This window comes from Nocardia terpenica, assembly GCF_013186535.1.
In the GTDB taxonomy this organism is placed as follows: Bacteria; Actinomycetota; Actinomycetes; order Mycobacteriales; family Mycobacteriaceae; genus Nocardia; species Nocardia terpenica.
The window spans coordinates 307,684-325,224 of the sequence record NZ_JABMCZ010000002.1 but is presented as its reverse complement, the minus strand read 5'-3'; the positions used below and the strand labels follow the sequence as shown (position 1 = coordinate 325,224).

Genomic DNA, 17,541 nt, shown 5'->3' with positions numbered 1-17,541 from the left:
GAAAGTGGGATCGCGGGTGGGTGGTGCGCGGGTAGGCTGCTTTACACGGCGGAATGGGCCGGGTGGCAAGGGAGTTCGGTGTGGGAGCGGTCCCGGGGCGATGGGCGCGGTCGGCGGTGTCGCTGCTGCGCGGGACCCGCGCGGAAGAGGCGGCGACGCCGCTGCGGCGGTTTCCGCTGCCGGGCGACTCGTCGGTCGAGTTGTTCGTCAAGGACGAGTCGGTGCATCCGACCGGGAGCCTGAAGCACCGCTTCGCCCGCAGCCTGCTCGTCGACGCGCTCGAGCGCGGGCGGATCGACGAGGGCACACCGCTGTTCGAGGCCACGAGCGGGAATCTCGCTGTGGCCGAGGCATATTTCGCCACCATGCTGGGATTGCCGTATACGGCGGTGATTCCGGAGCGGACCGCGGCGGCCAAGGCGGCGCGGATCGAGGAACAGGGCGGTCGGTGCCACCGGGTGGACCCGCCGCTGGCGGTATACGAGCACGCGGCCCGGCTGGCCCGCGAATCCGGCGGCTACCACCTCGACCACCTGCACACCCTGGCCGGGGCGGTGGACCGCGAGGGCGAATCCGACCTGGCCGCAGAGATTCTGCGGCAGTGCGAACAGATCGACCGGCCCGTCCCCACCTGGATCGTGGCCGGAGTCGGCACCGGGGCGACGTCCCGATCGATCGGCCGCCACCTGCGCGCCCACCACACCGACACCCGCTTGGCCGTGGTCGACCCGGAACACTCGGCCTACTTCGCGGGCTGGGCCACCGACACCCCCGACTACGCCACCGGAATGCCCTCGCGCATCGACGGAATCGGCCGCCCCCGCGTCGAACCCCCCTTCGACCCCGACGTGGTCGACCTCGTCATCCCGGTCCTGGACGCCACCACCGTCGCCGCCATGCGCCACCTCCACGACATCACCGGCTGGCTGGCCGGACCCTCCTCCGGCGCAACCCTTTTCGGCGCCCTCCAGCTGGTGGCCCGCATGCGCGAACACGGCGAATCCGGCACCGTCATTGCCCTGCAAGCCGATTCGGGCACCCCCTACGCCGACACCTTCTACAACGACACCTGGGTAGCCTCCCGAGGCTGGGACCTGTCCCACCCCACGGCCCTACTCCGCTACCACGCCGACACGGGCATCTGGACCCTTCCGCAGCACAGCTGAAAGCTGGCCATCCGGCGAAGGATTCGAATTGCCGTCTAATCGGACTTAATGGATATTCCGGTCTAATTACACTTGAACTGGCAAGATTGTTCGGCCGCCGACACAACTGTTACTCCGCGACACGCGGTCACCGGCGCATCGCCGGGGCGGACGTATGCCTACCCGACCTACCAGCGGACGCGCACCCGCGATGACCTGCGCTTCCGGCCGCGCAACGCCGAGCATTGTCTGTGATTTCCAACACAATTTGAATTCCGACCGGTATAGTTTCGGCATCAATGCTGAAAATAATTATCGCTAGTGCAGTGAGAACGACCGGTCGTCCACACGGTGAACCCGCGACCTTTCCACGCATGGGGGAGAGCATGATTCGTCTGTACAGCCCCGGGGGGCTGGTGCGCGCCGCCGCGGGTGCGATGCGTGAGCCGGTGACCATCGTCGACGTGCCGATCGCCGACCTGTCGCTGGCCGAGGCGCCCGCGCGGATGGGTGGGGCGAAGGCGGCGCATGTGCGGCTGTTGGCCGAGGCGGAGGCGGCGTTGCCGCCGATCGTGGTGCATCGGGAGTCCATGCAGGTGATCGATGGGGTGCATCGGTTGCGGGCGGCCGAGGTGCGGGGGGACGAGACGATCGGGGTGGTGTTCTTCGAGGGGACGGCCGCCGAGGCGTTCGTGTTGGGAGTGCGGCTGAATACCATGCATGGCCTGCCGTTGTCGCTGGCCGAGCGGAAGGCGGCGGCGCTGCGCATTCTGGTCGAGTATCCGGAGTGGTCGGATCGGGCGATTGCCGGGGTGGCGGGGCTGTCGCCCAAGACCGTGTCCGCGATTCGTCGCCGGTCGGATGTGGAATCTCCACAGTCGGCGGGGCGGATCGCCAGCAATGGCGTGCTGCACCGGTCGATCGGCCCCGAGGGGCGTCGCCGCGCCGCCGAGCTGTTCGAGGCCGATCCGGGCGCGTCGGCGCGCACGGTGGCGCTGGCGGCGGGCATCTCGGTCACCACCGCGAAGGATGTTCGAAAACGCCTGCGGGCGGGGGAGGATCCGGTGACCGCACGCGGCCGGGCCGCCGAGCCCGCACCGCCGGAGCCCGCCCGGAATGTGGTGGCGATGCTCCCGGCCTGCCGGGGCGAACCCGAACAGCTGCTGCACCAACTGCGCAAGGACCCCTCCCTGCGCTTCAGCGAGACCGGCCGGAAGGTGTTGCGCTGGCTGGAGGCCCCGTTCGGTGACGACGTCGACTGGGAATCGGTCATCGACACCCTCCCGAGCCACTGCGCCCCGGGTATCGCCGAACTCGCCCGTCGACGCTCCCACGACTGGAACCGCCTGGCCCACTTGCTCGATCGCCGCACCCGCGACGATTCGCCCGCCAGCTCCCAGTAGTTCGCGCGGCATCACAGCCCGATCAGCAGGGCGCCCAGGACCACGATGTGCACCGCGTACTGGGTGACCATGAAGGCGCGGTAGGGCTGGCGCAGGCCGGAGCGGGTGGTGGCCCGGCGACTGGTCGCGGCCAGGATGCCCACGACCGCGCCGCCGATGAGCAGGATGACCGCCGACGGCACCAGCATCGGGGCGAAAGTCAGTGCGGCGGTGAGGTATCCGGCGCCGATGAGCAGCGCGTTGACGGCGACCATGAGGCGGACCCGGGTGGCGCCCCAGACGATCACGGGGGTGCGGCGACCGCCGACCGCGTCGCCCTCCGCATCGGGAAGATCCTTGGCCAGCGCGCCGACCCCGGCCATCCACAGCGACATGGCGGCGCCGAGCACCAGAACCGACAGCCCGCCGCCGGGCCCGCCCAGCCGCCATCCGGCCGCATAGGTCAGCGCGCCCATGCCCAGCACCAGCAGTGCGGCCGTGCTGCCCCGCTGCTTGCCGTAGAACGGCGGGCCGGAATAGGCGTAGCCGCAAGCCAAATGGGCCATCAGCAGCAGCGGCAGCAATCCGGTGGGATCGACGATCGCGGCGATGGCCAGCGCCAGCGCCGCCGCCACCAGCACCCCGGCCGCGGCCACCGGAACCGGCAGCGCGCCGCGGCTGATCGGCCGGGTGGAACCGTTGGCCCGATCCTCGGCCACATCCATGACGCCGTTGAACACATAGGCCGCGACGGTGGCCAGCAACCAGGCCACCCCGGCGGCCAGCAGACGGGCGTCGAGCACCGACGCGCCCAGCGCCGCCGCGGTGCAGAAACGAATCAGAAAAATAACCTGAACCGAGAGTCGTGATTCCCGCAGAAAATCGATCGGAAGGCTCAGAATTGTGGTGATCGACGTTCTTTCGGGAGTGACTCGAGTCGGTGCAATACCCATCTGCATGTCGCATAACGTTATGGCGGTGAGAAGCTGCCGGATATTCATCATATGCGGCAGTCGGGGGGTTCGAAAGGGCATTTCGATGTATGGAAAGAAATACGCGTATACCCCGGTCGTACTACTTAAGGAGTATTCGGGTGGCTGCGCCAGCGGAATCCGGGCGGGCGCCTCGGCCGATCACCTAGTGTGAGCACACTATTCGGCATTCAGCTAGTGGCGAAGGGAGTCAGCGATGATTCGTGGCCAACACCGCGTGGCCATCGTTACCGGAGCCGGTGGCGGCATCGGAGCGGCGGTCGCGCGGAAACTGGCGGCGCGGGGATTCGCGATCGCCGCGGTCGATCTGCGGGAATCGTGGTGCGACGCGACCTTCGACGGGATCGCCGACCGCCGCGCCGGACTGCTGGCCTTCGGCGCCGATCTGCGGTTTCTGCACGAGGCCGAGGCGACCGTGCTGCGCGTCGTGGACGCGCTCGGGCCGCCTGCGGTGGTCGTGGGCGCGCCGTATCCGGGCCGACCCGACGGCGGGCCGCCGCAGCCGCGCGGCGGCGAAACCGATTGGGAGTCGGTGATTCTCACCCGGCTGCGCGCGCCGCTGTTGATCAGCCGGGCGGCCGAGCGGTACCTCACGGACTCCGGTTCCGGACGGATCGTGAACATGACGGAGACGAGCGTGTCGAACGGTCGCAGGCGCGCGGTGGACCTGATGGTCCGGGAGTGCCTGCACGCCATCACCCGGATGCTGTCGCGCGAACTCGCCCCGCGGGGCGTGCTGGTGAACACCGTTGTCGCGGAGACCGACTGCCCGAAACTGCTCGATGCCCCGGCGGGCGCGCCCCGGCCGGAATGCTGCGTCGATGCCGAGAGCGAAACGGTCTCGATGGCGGAATTCCTGGTGTCGGACACGATCGAGAACATCACCGGCCGGTTGATCGAGACCAGCCACTGCGGCCCGGCCGAGGACGACCTACCGCCAGACCCGGGCGCCCTGGACTGATCCGGCCCGCGGTCCCCCGATGAGCGAGCGCTCCATCGCGCGATTGACGGCGTCGATGCGGGAGACGGCATCCAGTTTCGTGAAGATATTGCGCAGGTGGCGTTTCACCGTGCCCTCGGTAATGCCCAGCCGCCCCGCGATCTGACGATTGCTGAGCGCCTCGGCGACCAGCGCCAGCACCTCCCGTTCGCGCATCGACAGCGTGCCCGGGTCGTCCGGCTCCTCGGCGCGGGCGCGCAGGCTGTCCGGCGACACCGACAGCGTCACCGTGCGCGGGCCCTCCACGACCGACTGCCGGATGGCCGACACCAGCGTCTGCCGCTCGGTGCCCTTGTTCAGGTAGCCGCGCACCCCCAGCGACAGCAGCTGATGCACCAGCTGCTGTTCGTCGTGCATGCTCAGCACGATGATCCGCAGCGTGGGCTGGTTGGTCAGCAGGCGGCGCACCGTCTCCGGCGGATTGCTTTCCGGCATCTCGATATCCAGCAGCAGCACGTCGGGGCGGTGCTCGGCGGCCAGCTGCACGGTGGCGGTGCCGGTGCCCGCCTGCGCCACGATCTCGAAATCGGGTTCGGACCGCAGCAGATCGCACAGCGCGTCCCGCAGCAGCGTGTGATCGTCCGCGACAAGGATGCGAATCATATTGTCGCTCATGCGATCGGGCGCTCCTGACGGATGGGGATCCAGATGGTGACGCGGGTGCCGCGGCCCGCGGTGGACTCGATGTTCACGGTGCCGCCGACCAGGTCGGTGCGTTCCTGCAGGATGAGCAGGCCGTTGCCGTGCGCGGTGGACCGGACGCCGTCGACGTCGAAACCCTTGCCGTTATCGATGATTTCGGCCTGCACCTCGTGCGGCGCGATATCGATGTGGACGACGACGTGCGCCGCCCCGGCGTGCGTATAGGAATTGCGCAGGCATTCGCGGACCATGATGAACAATTCCTCGGCGATCGCGCCGGGAATCCATTCGTCGTCCCCGCGCACCCACACCTGGATGGGGGCGCCGGACGGGCCGAGCGAGGCGGCGAAGCCGCGCAGCGCGGTCTCCAGCGAACCGGAGACGGTGGGGCGGCGCAGCTCGGAGACCAGCTCGCGGCTGCGGGCGATGGTCTCCAGCACGGCCTCCTTGGCCAGCCGCATGTGCCGGGAGACCTCCTCGCCGCCGGAGCGCTCGAGTTCCAGTTCGTAGAGCTCGATCTGGCGCAGCGCCAGGCTGACCGAGTTGCCGATGTGGTCGTGGATCTCCCGCGCCAGGCGGCGATAGCCCTGCTCGTTGATCTCCCGGACCCGTTGCAGCAGAAAGGCGTCGTAGCCGATGGAGCCGGACTCCAGCCGCAGCCCGATGCCCTGCTGCAGCGCCCGCACGGCGGCGATCAGGGCGCACTGCGGCGCGCCGGTCCGTGCCGCGCAGTCGGCGAGGGCGTCGATCGCGAGGTCGGCCAGGATGGTGCCCGCGCGGACCGAGTGGGTGAGGTGGGCGCCCTGGCGGACCCGCTCGCTGCCCAGGTCGAAGACGTCGGTGATGTGGGTGACGGTGGTGCTGCCGATCAGCAGGGTGCGGGTGCAGTCGTCCAGGATGCGCTGGGCCTGCAGTTCGCACTGCTCCCACGCCGCCGCGTTGGACGCGAGCGGGCTGGAGATCTCGTCCAGGCGGGTGCGGTATTGCGCGATGATTCCGGGAATTCGGGAGGCGAACAGATCCGCGAATCCCGTTGAAACGTCGGACGTATCGATGCAGTCCACCGTGGCTCCCCCCACTTCGTCCGGGAACGTGCTTACTTCCCTGCTCCCCGGCCTCCGCCCGGCCACCTCCGGCACGAGACCGTGAGGCACCCCGTTCCGTCCGGGCTCAGCGAGGAGCTTGATCGAATCCTACCCTGCGATTCCGACCTGCTCCACTATGGTATGACACACTAAAAGCGTTGTCGCCCGGTATGTTCCGCGTCGGAAAACGGTTCTTCGGCGAATAATCCCGAATGGTATCGATACCGGCTTCTCCGGCAAGCCTTACCTCTCTACCCCGGCCTTCCCTCTCTTGATCCCGGCCTTTCCTCTCCTGATCCCGGCCTCCCTTCTCTTGATCCCGGCCTCTCTTCTCTTGATCCCGGCGTGCTTTTGGCCGGGATCTTGCGGTGGTTCCCGGCCAAAAGCACGCCGGGAACAGAAGTCACGCCGGGAACAGAAGTCACGCCGGGAACAGAAGTCACGCCGGGAACAGAAGTCACGCCGGGAACAGAAGTGAGGATGCGCCGGGACTGGAAGAAGGTCCGCCCCTGCCTCTTTCGGCGTATCCCGTGCTCCTTAAGGCGAGAAATCCTTGTCCCCCCACTTGCCCCGTGCTGATATCGGAGTGGCGAGTTCTGTCGACTGCCGATAAACATCGCGAAATTCGAGGTTGCTCAGCTCATGGAAGAAGATACGGAAATGCTCGGCGGGAGTGGATTACGGTTCACCGTGCTCGGCCCGCTGCGGGTCGCGGCCGCCGATCGCGCCTATGCCGTGCAGGGGGTCAAGGTCAAGACGATCCTGGCGACGCTGATCGCCCGGGCGGATCGCACGGTGGGCGTGGAGGCGCTGGGCAACGAGCTGTGGGGCGCGCAGCGGCCGCGACACCCGGAGACCACCGTGCGCATGCACATCTATCACCTGCGCCAGGCGCTCACCCAGCACCTCGGCGTGCCGGGCGATTCGATCGTGCGCACCCAGTCGCCCGGCTACCGGCTCGCGGTCGACGCGGACCGCATCGATGCCGGGCGGTTCGAGGCGTGCGGCGAGCGCGGCGTGGAACTGTTGCGCCGCGGTCTCCCCGCCGAGGCCGCGGCCGTATCCCAGGCCGCCCTGCGGCTGTGGCAGGGGCCGAGCGCCCTCGCCGACGTGACGCCCGGCCCGATCCTCGGCGGCTACGTCACCCACCTCGAGGAAATGCGGCTGCGGGTGCTCGGCTGCTACACCGACGCCCTGATGGCCCTGGACCGCCACGAGGACGCGATCGCGCCCCTGCGCGAACTGGTGGCCGACCACCCGCTCAACGAGTCCTTCCACGCCCGCCTGATCGCCGCCCTCCACCGCACCGGCCGCCGCGCCGACGCCCTCCACGCCTTCCACAACCTGCGCGCGATACTCAGCGCCGAACTGGGCCTGGAACCCTCAGCGGAACTGCTTGCGTTGCACCGGGAAATCCTTCGGGACTCGCGAGTATCGTTGGTATAATGCCAAAGTCGGGCCGGGGCCTGCTGGCCCCGGCCCTCGCTCTCTTCTCCGGAATACGAAAACCGGGCCGAGGTCTTCACCTCGGCCCGGTCGTCGTCCGTCGGAACGCGCTACCCCTCCAGACGCTTGTTGCGCTCGTCGCGCCAGGCCAGGGCCTTCTTCAGTTCGTCCAGATCGTGTGGGGCCCAGAGCACGTGGGTGAACAGCGTGACGCCCGCGTCGGCGTAGGCGTCGGCGTTCTCCAGGCCCGTCCACTCCTGCGAGCGTTCGATCTCGGTGTGGTCGCGGCCGAGTGCCGCCGCGCTGTCCGCCAGCACCTTGTTCTTGTGCGCCAGGGTTTCCAGCGTGTCGAAGTAGTGCCAGATGTCGGCGTACCGGGCGACCAGCGGCAGCGTCTTCTTCTCGCCGCCACCGCCGATGAGGATCGGCATCGACCCGACCGGACGGGGATTGAGCAGGGTGAGGCGGCGCTTGATCCGCTCCAGCGCGTCCGCGAAGTTCTTCATTCGCGAAGCGACGGTGCCGAATTCGTAGCCGTACTCGCGGTAGTCCTTCTCGTACCAGCCCGCGCCCAGCCCCAGAATCAGTCGGCCGCCCGAGATATGGTCGACCGTGCGGGCCATGTCCGCCAGCAGATCCGGGTTGCGGTAGCCGACGCCGGTGACGAGCACGCCCAGCTGGATCCGCTCGGTCTGCTCCGCCCACGCCGCCAGCGTGGACCAGCATTCGAAGTTCTCCACGTCCAGCTGGTCGCCGCTGACCGAAATGCCTTCCACCGGATCGATGTTCGCGTTGTGCGGAACGTGGAAGTGGTCGTAGTTGAACAGGACGTCGGTGCCCATCTCCTCGATGCGCATGACCTTGTCCCGCACGTGCTTGTAGGTGACTCCGGGGCCGCCCTGGACGAGCTGCACACCGATCCGTACCGGCTTGTTCATCGCACTGCTCACTTCGCTTCGATGGTGGTGTAGTCCGCGGAGCGCGCGAGGGTCGCCCACGCGTCCAGCTCGGCGCGGGCCTTGTCCAGGCTCGCCCCGATGGTGTCGACGGCCTCGTTGCCCAGCGCCAGCCGCAGCGGCGGGTTGTCCGACTCCAGCACGGTCCGGATCACCCGGGCCGCCGCGACCGGGTCCCCGGCCTGCTTGCCGTCGGCATCGGCCAGCGCGGCGCACACCGGCCGGACCGTGGTCTCGTAATCGGCGATGGTGTCCTCGGCGAACTCGAGGACGCCGGGGGTGTTGAACGAGGTGCGGAACGGGCCCGGCTCGACGAGGAGCACATGGATCCCGAGCGGGGCCAGCTCCAGCGACAGCGCCTCGGACAGGCCCTCGAGGGCGAACTTGGTCGCCGAATACACGCCGACGCCCGGGAAGGAGTACCGGCCGCCCTGGCTGCTGAACTGCACGATGGCGCCGGACCGGCGCTCGCGCATGTGCGGCAGCACCGCGCGAATCAGGTTGGCCGGGCCGAACACGTGCACGTCCATCAGGTGGCGCAGCGCGGCGTCCGGGATCTCCTCGATCGCGCCGATCAGGCCTTTGCCCGCATTGTTGACCAGCACGTCGATCCGGCCGTGCCGGGCGATGGTCTCGGCGACGACGGTGTCGATGCGGGCGGTATCGGTGACGTCGAGCTGCACGGCGGTGACCGCGCCGGACGAGCTCTCGACCAGATCGGCCACCTTCTCGGTATTGCGCACGGCGGCGACCACGGTGTCACCGGCGGCCACCGCGGCCTCGGTGAGGGTGCGGCCGAATCCTGCTGCGGCTCCGGTGATGAACCAGACCTTGTTCGTCATCGACTGACTCCTTCCACTGTCATTTCCTCGGGGACAACGTTGTTTTCGATGGTTTCGGGGGTCTCGCGGGTGAGCGCGAGGATGCCGACGATGCCGAGCACCGCCAGCAGGCAGACCGACCACAGGCCGATGTGCATGGCGGAGGTGTAGGCAGAGAATGCGCCGTCGGCGGTCGCGGCGGTGACGCCGCTCGGATCACCTTGCAGCAGTTTGGTTGTCAGCGCGTCCGCCTGGCCCGCCGGAAGTGTGGCGTGCAGGCGAGCCGTGGTGACCCCGGTGATGATGGCGCCCAGGACGGCGATCGAGATCGATTCCCCGCCCAGCCGCATGGTGTTGAAGACGCCCGCGGCCATTCCGGCGCGCGAGGATTCGACGGAGGCCACCGCCGCGCCATCCAGGAAGGCAAGGGACACACCGAATCCCGCGCCGATGGCGATGAGCGGACCGGCCAGGGCGACGATGCCCAGGTGCGGCCGCAGCACGGTCAGCCAGCCCGCGCCCAGCGCGGTCAGCGCCAGCACGACGATCAGCAGGGTGCGCTGCGAGACGTGCCGCGACAGCGTGCCGACCAGCATGGGCAGCACCAGGGTCGGCCCGGTCATCAGCACCATGAGCAGCCCGGCGGACTGCGCGCTGGCCCCGTCGACCGCCATGAAGTACTGCGGCAGCACCATCAGCGGCGCCACGAACCCGAAGGCCAGCAGCACCGGCATCAGGCAGATGGCGACGAAACGGCGCTCGGTGAACAGGGAGATCTCGATGAGCGGATGATCGGTGCGCCGCTCCACCAGCACGAACGCGACCAGCAGCGCCACCGCCGCCACGCACGCGGCGATGATCAGCGGCTTGGTCCAGCCCACCGCCGGGCCCTCGATGGCGCACAGCACCAGCATGAAAAGCCCTGCGGTGAACAGGATTCCGCCGCGCCAATCGATACCGGCCGGGTGCACGTCGCGAGAATCGGGTAGCCGCAACGAGAATGCCAGCACCGGCAGCAGGATCACCGCCGCCGCAAGGAAGAACACCCGCCAGCCGCCGAGCGAGGTGACGATCACGCCCGCGATCAGCGGGCCGAACGCCAGGCCCAGCCCGATGCCGGTGCCGTACACGGCGAACGCGCGAGCGCGTGCCGCGCCCTGAAATGTGTTGGCCAGCACCGCACTTCCGCCGGTCAGCACCGCGGCCGCGCCCATTCCGGCGATGACCCGGGCCCCGACGAGCACGGTGATGTGCGGCGCCAGACCGGCGATCACCATGGCCGTGCAGAACACCGCGATCCCCGCGCTGAACATGCGCCGCCGGCCGATCATGTCGGCCAGCGATCCGGTGACCGCCATGAAGCTGGCGAAGGTGAGAAAGAAGGCGTTCACGACCCACTGCGCGGACGCCAGGCTGGTGTGCAGGTCCGCGCTGATCCCCGGGAGCGCGACACCCGCCCCGGTCGCGACGACCGGCACCAGCGATATCGCCGCACAGACCGCGGCGAGCGTTGCTCCCGGCTGCGCGGACCTACCGGTCTCCGATATCACTGCGCTGCCCTCCTTATGCATACAGAATCGAACAAAACATGCTTGCCTGTGCTGAAACGCATCTCGACCGGACGAAGAACGCGGCCGAACTCAGCGCCGCCGAAACCGCCTGCGCTGGTAAGATTTCCGATTACGGAGGGGACCTCGTCGTCCCCTCCTGTCAACAATCAAATCACCGCGTACACCCGGAATCGATTCCCCCTAGGTCGCCCCCCATACCTCCAAAGAGGTATTGCACCCACCCCCACCTGGGCACCACCGACGCCGTGAGTCCGGTGTCCCCTAAACCAACCGTCGTAAATCCGACGCGCCCTCAACTTCCATGAACCCAGCGTGCCCGATCCCTCCTCCGCCCTTCCAGGGCACGCGATGCCCACCTTGCGATTCCTGTGGTGCCGTCAGGGCGCGTAGGTGGCCGGGGCGGTGGGCTCAGCGTCCGGTGCGCAAGGTGAAATCGTCCAGGGCGGTGGTGATTCGGATTGCGTCTTCGGGGGCGAGGCGGGTGAACAGGTGGCCGTCCGGGCGGATGAGGGCGATTGTGGGCGAGCGGCCCAGGGCGGTGGATAGGGGGCCGCGGGCGGTGGGGGTGATTACCGCGGCGCGGTCGCCGACCAGGGTGCGGATCTGGGCGCAGACGCGGTCCCAGCCGAGCGGGGCGCGACGGCCGGGCCAGAGCAGGACCGTCGGGCGGTCGGTGGCCAGGGCGGGCCAGGCGGTGCCGTCGACGGTGACGCTCGGGTGCTCCGTGATCCGGGCGGCCGGACCGGTGGGGAGCGCGGGGATGCGGCGGCCGTGCCGGGCCTTGCGGTCGGCGGGGCCGCCCTGCGGATCCGCGGTCGGGTAGCGGACATTGGTCTGGGCGAGCATCGGGGCGAGGGCACGCTGGAACAGCCCGGTGCGATCGGCGGCGCGAACGGCGGTGTCGCGCAGGAGGATTGCGGATCGCGTGGAGGCGATGCCCAGCTTGGTCTGGATGGTCGTGGCCCGCACGACCGCCTCGGCGGCCGGGCGACGATCCAGGTCGTAGTCGGTCAGCGCCGACTCCGGCAGCCACCCCGCCGTGATCGCGTGCAGCCGCCAGCCCAGGGCCGCCGCATCCTGCATGCCGGTGTTCATGCCCTGCGCGGAGGCCGGGCTCATGATGTGCGCGGCATCGCCGATCAGCAGGCAGCGCCCGTACCGGAAGCGCGTGGTGGCGCGGGCGTGCACCCGGAACACCGCGCTGAATCGCATGTCGCCCACCATATTCCGGCCCGGCGCACGCTCGTCGATCACCCGCTGATAGAACTCGCGCGGCGGTTCGGTGCCCTCGGGCGCGTGCGGAATGCTGATCGCGATCCGGCTGACCTGCCCGGCCATCGGGACCAGCGCGAGGCTGCCCTCGGGGGCGTAGCAGTAGCTCAGCACGTTCGCCGGGGCATCGCCGGAGAGCACCGCGTCGGTGACGGCGAAGCTGACGTCGAACTGCATGCCGTCGAACGAGGCCCCCAGCAGCTTGCGCACCGTGGAGTGCGCGCCGTCCGCGCCGACCAGCCAGGAGGTCTCGACCTCCTCGCAAGTGCCGTCGTGGCTCTCCAGCGTCAGCCCGACCCGCTCGCCGCCCGGATTGCGAATCCCGGTCAGGCGCACGCCGCGCTCCACCTTGCCGCCCAGCTCGGTGAGCCGCGCCTCGATGATCCGTTCCGTCTCGCTCTGCGCGATCGTGACCGCGAACGGATACGGCAGATCCGGCAGCCGGTTCACCCACGCGGTACCGAGCCGACGCCGCCGCGAATAGAACGACACGCCGTCGGCCCGATGCCCGGCCTCGACCAGGCGCTCGGTGATTCCGGTGTGGTGCATCAGCTCCAGCAGCCGCGGCCAGATGACGGTGGCCCGGGAGTGGGCGGTGTGTAGGCGCACGTCGTCGACGATGCGCACCGGCGTACCGCGCTCCAGCAACTCGCAGGCCAGCAGCATGCCGACCGGGCCGGCCCCCACGATGACGATGTTCTCGGTCATGACTTTCTCCGAAGATGTCAGATATACGCGGCGACGGTGCCGGACAGCCGTGCCCAGCCCCGCGCCTCCGCGATAGCGGTGAGTTCCGGGTCGATCCCGACCACGACCGGATGCCCGACCAGCTCGAGCAGCCCGAGATCGGAGGTGTGGTCGCCGTAGCCGTGGCAGTCGGCGGCATCGATGCCGTGCGCGGCGAGAAGGTCTTGCGCGGCAGCGCGTTTCGCGGGTCCGATCATGGTGCGCAGCACCTCCCCGGTGTAGCGCCCGGCGCGGATCTCGGGCTCGGACCCGAGGAACAGATCCGCGCCGCAGTAGGTCGCGATCGGTTCCAGGCAGGCCGAGAACGAGCCGGACACCAGCACGGTGAGGGTGCCGTCGCGGCGGTGCGCGGCGAGCGCGGCCTTCACGTCCTCGTGGAAAAACCCACCGGCACACAGGCGTTCGGCGAACCACCGGCGGCCGATGGCGGCGACCTCGGCCACCTCGGCGTCGGCGAAACTGCGGTAGTACCGCCGATTGGCTTGTTCCCGAGGGATATTCGCGCCCAGCAGGGAGCGGGCATCGGTGCTCGGGTCGGCGACGACGCGCGCGACCCGCAGATAGTAGTCGTAGAAGTCGAACATCGACTTCGTCGTGATCAGGGTCTCGTCGACATCGAAGAATGCGATCGAACGCACTCCGGGCATGGTCTGCTCCTGTCGTCGGATGCGGGTGAATTACGGTGCACGGGAACGGCTTCCGGCATGCTCAGCCCAGCCGGATGTCCACCCGGGCGATCTCGCGGCCGTCCTGGGCGGCGACCATGCGGTGATCGACGGAGTCGGGCCGCGGCGCGGAGCCGATCAGGATGGGCCGGTCCAGCTCCCCGAATCGGGTGAATTCCCCGTCCAGAGACAGGATTCGAGACCCGTGCGCCTTCCCGGCGTCGGTGGCCACCAGCGCGCACTGCCGCGCCGCCTCGCTGAGCACCATGGCGGGCACGTGATCGTACGGGTGGTCGTACATGCTGCGGTTGGCGAACGTGCGCGGGCTCAGGATCGCCGCCACCGTGCCGCCGTCGACCCGCAGCTCGTCGAGGACCGAGTTGACCGGCTGCCGCCGCTGCACCAGCAGCGGGACGGTGGGCGTCCCGGTGGGCGTGGTGGCCAGCGTGTACGCGGTCGGCGGCTCGTCGCCGCGCCGATAGCGCCGCAGCGACCGGTACTGCTCGATCGGCGCGCACGCCAGATCCATGGTCAGCTCGCCCAACCGCGCACCGTCCAGCTCCAACGCCATGGCGAACCCGATGTGGCGCAACTGATTTCCGCGCACCTTGCGCTCGGTGATCGCGGCGTCGATGCGCAGCTCGCCCGGGCGCACCCCGACCAGCAGCGCGTCCGGATCGGTGACGGTCAGCGACCACGCCTTCGCGATGAGGCTGGTGTCCGAGGGCGCGCCCTCGTGCAGGTGCACCGCGCAGGTCGCCGCCTGTCGGCACGCCTCCAGAATATTCAGCGAATCATAGAAACGCAGATCGATGTGATCGCGAAAGTAGCCGTGCGACAACGGAAGTTGTGCACCGCACACGAATTCGCGGGCGCCGGTGCGGGCGTAGTCGGTGAGGAACACCTCCGACAGCGACCAGCGGTGCACCAGTGCGCGGGATACGGTGCGGTCGTAGCCGATCTCGACCGCGGTGAGTGTGCTTGTCATGATTGGTTTCCGATCAGGTCAGGTCCGGGTGGGCCACCAGCAGGCAGCCCACGGCGCCGTCGATGCCGATCCCCGTCACCAGGGCGAACAGGTCGGTGGCGGGGTGGGTCGGGTGCTGCCAGGTGGCCAGCAGCGCGGCCAGTCGCAGCGCGACGCCGACGCCGTGCGCCTCGCCGAATGTCTGGTGGGTGTGCAGGATTCGCCGGGACCCGCCGCCAAGCCCGTCGCGCACCGCGCGGCGCTCCAGCGCCGAGAAGCCGCGCCGGGACTGGGCGCCGGGCACCAGCGTGGTGACGCTGTCCGGCGAGACCTCGGCCCGGTTCAGCACCTCGCGGATCGACTCGGCCAGCCGCGAGGCCACCGCGAACGCGCCCCGACCCGGGTCCGCGCAGCGGATGTCGGAGGCCAGGATCCGGCCGAGGACGGGGCTGTCGGTCCGGCGGGAGTCGTCGGGGCGGAGCAGCCCGAAGACCGCGCAGCCCTCCGACAGCGCCGTGCCGGGCGTCAGCATCCCGGCGTGCTGCCACGCCCACGCGTACGGGGCCGACAACTCCTCCACACCACCGGCCAGGATCTGGCGGGCGTGCCCGGCCGCCATGACGGTGCGGGCGTAGTGGATGGCCTGCAGCGCGGCGAGCGAGCCACCGGACACCGTGGCGTTCACCCCCGTGAGGCCGAGCCGGATGGCGGTGTTGCCCGCGGCGGAGTTCATCATCGTGCTGGGGAACAGCCCCGCGTCGACCAGGTACGGCCGCCGCTGCTCGAAGGTGTCGCGCAGGAACGTGCCGAGCGTCCCCGTGCTACCGACCGCCGTGCCCAGCACGACGCCGGTCTCGCCCGGCTCGATGGTGGCGGCGGTGTCGCCGTAGGCCATGGCGCAGGTGGCGATCGCGAGCCGATCGCTGCGCGACAACCGGCTCAGGCCCTTGCGCCCGAGAATCGTCTCCGGCACGAAATCGGCCACCGGCAGAACGGGAATGGCGGGCCATTCCGGGTCGTGCACGGATTTGTCCACCGCGATCGGTCGGTCGCCGTCCACGAGGGCCCGGGCAATGGCGTCGAGCCCGCGCCCGGCGGGCGTGAACGCGCCGTAGGAGACGATATCGACGCTGTCTCGGGTGGATACCCCGATATCGGGTGCGTCGAGATATTCGAAAATGGTTGTCATGCCGGTACTGCTCCGAAAATCGTAATGGCATTGTTTCCGCCGAAGGCGAAACCGTGGTTCTGTGCCACCCGGACCCGCGCCGCCCGCGCCCGGCCGGGCACGTGATCGAGACCCGGGCCCAATTCCGGATCGGGGTCGGTCAGCGTCGCGGTGGGCGGCAGGAATCCGTCGCGGATGGCCGCGCAGCAGACCAGCGCGCCGAATCCCGCGGCCGCGCCCATGGTGTGGCCGAGCATCGATTTGATCGAGCTGATCGGCGGGACGTGGTCGCCGAAGACGCTGCGCACCGCCGACACCTCGGCGATGTCGTTGGCCCGGGTCCCGGTGCCGTGCGCGCTGATGTAGTCGACCTCGGCGGGCCGCACGCCCGCATGGCGCTGGGCGATGCGGATGCACTCGGCGATGGAGTCGGTGTCCGGGTTGGTCATATGCCGTGCGTCGCACCGCATTCCGTAGCCCAGCACCTCGGCGTAGATGCGCGCCCCGCGGGCCCGCGCCGAGTCCAGCCGCTCCAGCAGCAGGGCGACGCCGCCCTCGGCGGTGACGATGCCGTCGCGGTGGGTGTCGAACGGCCGCGGCACATCCTTCGCCAGCGCACCCAGCCGGTGAAAACCCGCGTGGATGGCCCGGTTCGACGCATCCGCGCCGCCGCAGACCGCGACGTCGGCCTGCCCGCCGCGGATCAGGTCGTAGGCGTAACCGATGGCGTAATTGGCTGCCGCGCAGGCGGTTCCGACGGTCAGGGCCTGACCTTCGATGCCGAGTTCGGCGGCGGCCGCGGTCGCGACCGACCCGCCGTCGGCGCGTCCGGCCAACTCGGGGCGCACGGCGTCGGCGCCGAGTTCGGCCATGGCGCCCGCGATCCGCTCCATGAGCTGCGATTCCCCGTTGGTGGTGCCGAAACAGCTCACCGCCCGCGCGAATGGCAGTGTGTCCGTGTCGAATCCGGCGTCGGTGGCCGCCAGCCGCGCGGCGGTGGCGGCGAACAGCGCCGTCCGCCCCCAGTCCCGCGGCGCGAGCCGCCGCAGGTGCCGCTCCGGCGCGAAATCACGGACCTCACCGGCGAGTTCGTGATCGAATCCGGTCACATCGAACTGCTCGGCCCGTCCGATACCGCTGCGCCCCTCCCGAATTCCCGCCAGCAGGGGCGCCGCGCCGGGCCCGAACGCGCTGATCGCGCCGAGCCCGGTGACGACGACCCGCGGGAGATCCCCCACGTCAGGCATTGACGACCTCATGACGATGCGCCGCGACCAGTGCGTAGGCCTGTGGCAGATTGTCCATCTCCACCTCGTCCTCGTTCGGGACCTTCACGCCGAGGAATTTCTCGAAGCGGGAGAACATCTCGATGACCTGCAGCGAATCGGCGTCGAAATCGTCGATGAAGCTGCTCTCGTCGGTGAGTTCGGTTTCGTCGATATCCAGCACGGCCGCAACGATTTTCCGCACCTGGGCGTGCAGATCCGCTGCTGTCGACTCGTTCATGGTGACCTCCTCGATGGAATTTCCGTCCCTCGATCAAAGCCCCGATCAACCCGCCCGGCAATTCGTCCAATGGGCGTATCCATGTCCGGAAAGTAGTATCCGCACTTTCTGATCAGCGGGTTTCCGCGGCCGCCGGACGTATTTTTACCGGCGATTTATCTCGCTTTTATGAAATC

The 17,541-nt window shown here is 69.2% G+C and carries 16 protein-coding genes; 4 read left to right on the top strand and 12 right to left on the bottom strand.

Translation table 11 applies throughout. The annotated features are described in order from the left end of the window. The first annotated feature begins 80 nt into the window (after positions 1–80). Together HPY32_RS12705 and HPY32_RS12700 are read left to right on the top strand one after the other, a co-directional pair. On the top strand, positions 81–1,166 hold the full coding sequence (locus tag HPY32_RS12705; RefSeq protein WP_197696377.1) for a PLP-dependent cysteine synthase family protein: 1,086 nt from the start codon (positions 81–83) through the stop codon (positions 1,164–1,166). A 365-nt stretch (positions 1,167–1,531) separates the two neighbouring features. Then, positions 1,532–2,548, top strand: a complete 1,017-nt coding sequence (locus HPY32_RS12700; protein ID WP_067585279.1) for a ParB/RepB/Spo0J family partition protein — start codon at positions 1,532–1,534, stop codon at positions 2,546–2,548. Between the two features lie 11 nt (positions 2,549–2,559). Here the strand turns inward: HPY32_RS12700 and HPY32_RS12695 are convergent, their stop codons facing one another. Next, on the bottom strand, positions 2,560–3,480 hold the full coding sequence (locus tag HPY32_RS12695) for a UbiA family prenyltransferase (RefSeq protein WP_253949749.1): 921 nt from the start codon (positions 3,478–3,480) through the stop codon (positions 2,560–2,562). A gap of 235 nt (positions 3,481–3,715) precedes the next feature. Here HPY32_RS12695 and HPY32_RS12690 point away from each other — a divergent pair, with 235 nt between their 5' ends. Further along, entirely contained in the window at positions 3,716–4,480 is a 765-nt protein-coding gene (locus HPY32_RS12690) for an SDR family NAD(P)-dependent oxidoreductase (protein WP_067581178.1), read from the top strand. Here the strand turns inward: HPY32_RS12690 and HPY32_RS12685 are convergent. Both HPY32_RS12685 and HPY32_RS12680 read right to left on the bottom strand, forming a co-directional pair. Beyond that, the gene (locus HPY32_RS12685) at positions 4,451–5,134 is read right to left on the bottom strand and encodes a response regulator (protein ID WP_067581180.1); all 684 of its coding nucleotides are present in this window, start codon (positions 5,132–5,134) and stop codon (positions 4,451–4,453) included. The two genes, HPY32_RS12690 and HPY32_RS12685, sit on opposite strands and share 30 nt — an antisense overlap. Then, entirely contained in the window at positions 5,131–6,225 is a 1,095-nt protein-coding gene (locus HPY32_RS12680) for a sensor histidine kinase (protein ID WP_231951433.1), read from the bottom strand. Before HPY32_RS12680 ends, HPY32_RS12685 begins: the two co-directional genes overlap by 4 nt. A 663-nt stretch (positions 6,226–6,888) precedes the next feature. Here HPY32_RS12680 and HPY32_RS12675 point away from each other — a divergent pair. Further along, positions 6,889–7,692: an AfsR/SARP family transcriptional regulator gene (locus HPY32_RS12675; RefSeq protein ID WP_067581184.1), complete on the top strand. Its 804-nt coding sequence runs from the start codon at positions 6,889–6,891 to the stop codon at positions 7,690–7,692. 110 nt (positions 7,693–7,802) lie between these two features. Here the strand turns inward: HPY32_RS12675 and HPY32_RS12670 are convergent, their stop codons facing one another. The 9 genes from HPY32_RS12670 to HPY32_RS12630 form a co-directional block, all read right to left on the bottom strand. Then, positions 7,803–8,630: an LLM class F420-dependent oxidoreductase gene (locus tag HPY32_RS12670; RefSeq protein WP_067581187.1), complete on the bottom strand. Its 828-nt coding sequence runs from the start codon at positions 8,628–8,630 to the stop codon at positions 7,803–7,805. Positions 8,631–8,638: 8 nt separating this feature from the next. Beyond that, entirely contained in the window at positions 8,639–9,490 is an 852-nt protein-coding gene (locus tag HPY32_RS12665; protein WP_067581189.1) for an oxidoreductase, read from the bottom strand. Next, positions 9,487–11,019 (bottom strand): MFS transporter, encoded by a 1,533-nt coding sequence (locus HPY32_RS12660; RefSeq protein ID WP_197696378.1) that lies wholly within the window; start codon positions 11,017–11,019, stop codon positions 9,487–9,489. The genes HPY32_RS12665 and HPY32_RS12660 overlap by 4 nt, the downstream gene beginning before the upstream one ends. Before the next feature lie 429 nt (positions 11,020–11,448). Then, a complete protein-coding gene (locus HPY32_RS12655) occupies positions 11,449–13,020 on the bottom strand; it encodes an FAD-dependent monooxygenase (RefSeq protein WP_067581193.1) in 1,572 nt (523 codons plus the stop codon). Between the two features lie 17 nt (positions 13,021–13,037). Next, the gene (locus HPY32_RS12650) at positions 13,038–13,697 is read right to left on the bottom strand and encodes an HAD family hydrolase (protein WP_197696379.1); all 660 of its coding nucleotides are present in this window, start codon (positions 13,695–13,697) and stop codon (positions 13,038–13,040) included. Between the two features lie 70 nt (positions 13,698–13,767). Then, entirely contained in the window at positions 13,768–14,712 is a 945-nt protein-coding gene (locus tag HPY32_RS12645; RefSeq protein WP_067581197.1) for an AfsA-related hotdog domain-containing protein, read from the bottom strand. 13 nt (positions 14,713–14,725) lie between these two features. Then, positions 14,726–15,880, bottom strand: coding sequence for a beta-ketoacyl synthase N-terminal-like domain-containing protein (locus tag HPY32_RS12640; RefSeq protein WP_067581199.1), 1,155 nt, complete (start codon positions 15,878–15,880; stop codon positions 14,726–14,728). Then, a complete protein-coding gene (locus tag HPY32_RS12635) occupies positions 15,877–17,106 on the bottom strand; it encodes a beta-ketoacyl-[acyl-carrier-protein] synthase family protein (RefSeq protein ID WP_067581201.1) in 1,230 nt (409 codons plus the stop codon). Before HPY32_RS12635 ends, HPY32_RS12640 begins: the two co-directional genes overlap by 4 nt. Further along, complete coding sequence (locus HPY32_RS12630; RefSeq protein ID WP_067581203.1) at positions 17,099–17,365, bottom strand: acyl carrier protein; 267 nt, start codon at positions 17,363–17,365, stop codon at positions 17,099–17,101. Before HPY32_RS12630 ends, HPY32_RS12635 begins: the two co-directional genes overlap by 8 nt. Positions 17,366–17,541 lie beyond the last annotated feature (176 nt).

Bases quoted from the DNA above. Each gene is read 5' to 3' on its own strand.
- HPY32_RS12665 (WP_067581189.1), bottom strand. From the start codon at position 9,490: ATGACGAACAAGGTCTGGTTCATCACCGGAGCCGCAGCAGGATTCGGC.
- HPY32_RS12695 (WP_253949749.1), bottom strand. From the start codon at position 3,480: ATGGGTATTGCACCGACTCGAGTCACTCCCGAAAGAACGTCGATCACC.
- HPY32_RS12655 (WP_067581193.1), bottom strand. From the start codon at position 13,020: ATGACCGAGAACATCGTCATCGTGGGGGCCGGCCCGGTCGGCATGCTG.
- HPY32_RS12685 (WP_067581180.1), bottom strand. From the start codon at position 5,134: ATGAGCGACAATATGATTCGCATCCTTGTCGCGGACGATCACACGCTG.
- HPY32_RS12675 (WP_067581184.1), top strand. From the start codon at position 6,889: ATGGAAGAAGATACGGAAATGCTCGGCGGGAGTGGATTACGGTTCACC.
- HPY32_RS12640 (WP_067581199.1), bottom strand. From the start codon at position 15,880: ATGACAACCATTTTCGAATATCTCGACGCACCCGATATCGGGGTATCC.
- HPY32_RS12700 (WP_067585279.1), top strand. From the start codon at position 1,532: ATGATTCGTCTGTACAGCCCCGGGGGGCTGGTGCGCGCCGCCGCGGGT.
- HPY32_RS12690 (WP_067581178.1), top strand. From the start codon at position 3,716: ATGATTCGTGGCCAACACCGCGTGGCCATCGTTACCGGAGCCGGTGGC.
- HPY32_RS12670 (WP_067581187.1), bottom strand. From the start codon at position 8,630: ATGAACAAGCCGGTACGGATCGGTGTGCAGCTCGTCCAGGGCGGCCCC.
- HPY32_RS12635 (WP_067581201.1), bottom strand. From the start codon at position 17,106: ATGCCTGACGTGGGGGATCTCCCGCGGGTCGTCGTCACCGGGCTCGGC.
- HPY32_RS12645 (WP_067581197.1), bottom strand. From the start codon at position 14,712: ATGACAAGCACACTCACCGCGGTCGAGATCGGCTACGACCGCACCGTA.
- HPY32_RS12630 (WP_067581203.1), bottom strand. From the start codon at position 17,365: ATGAACGAGTCGACAGCAGCGGATCTGCACGCCCAGGTGCGGAAAATC.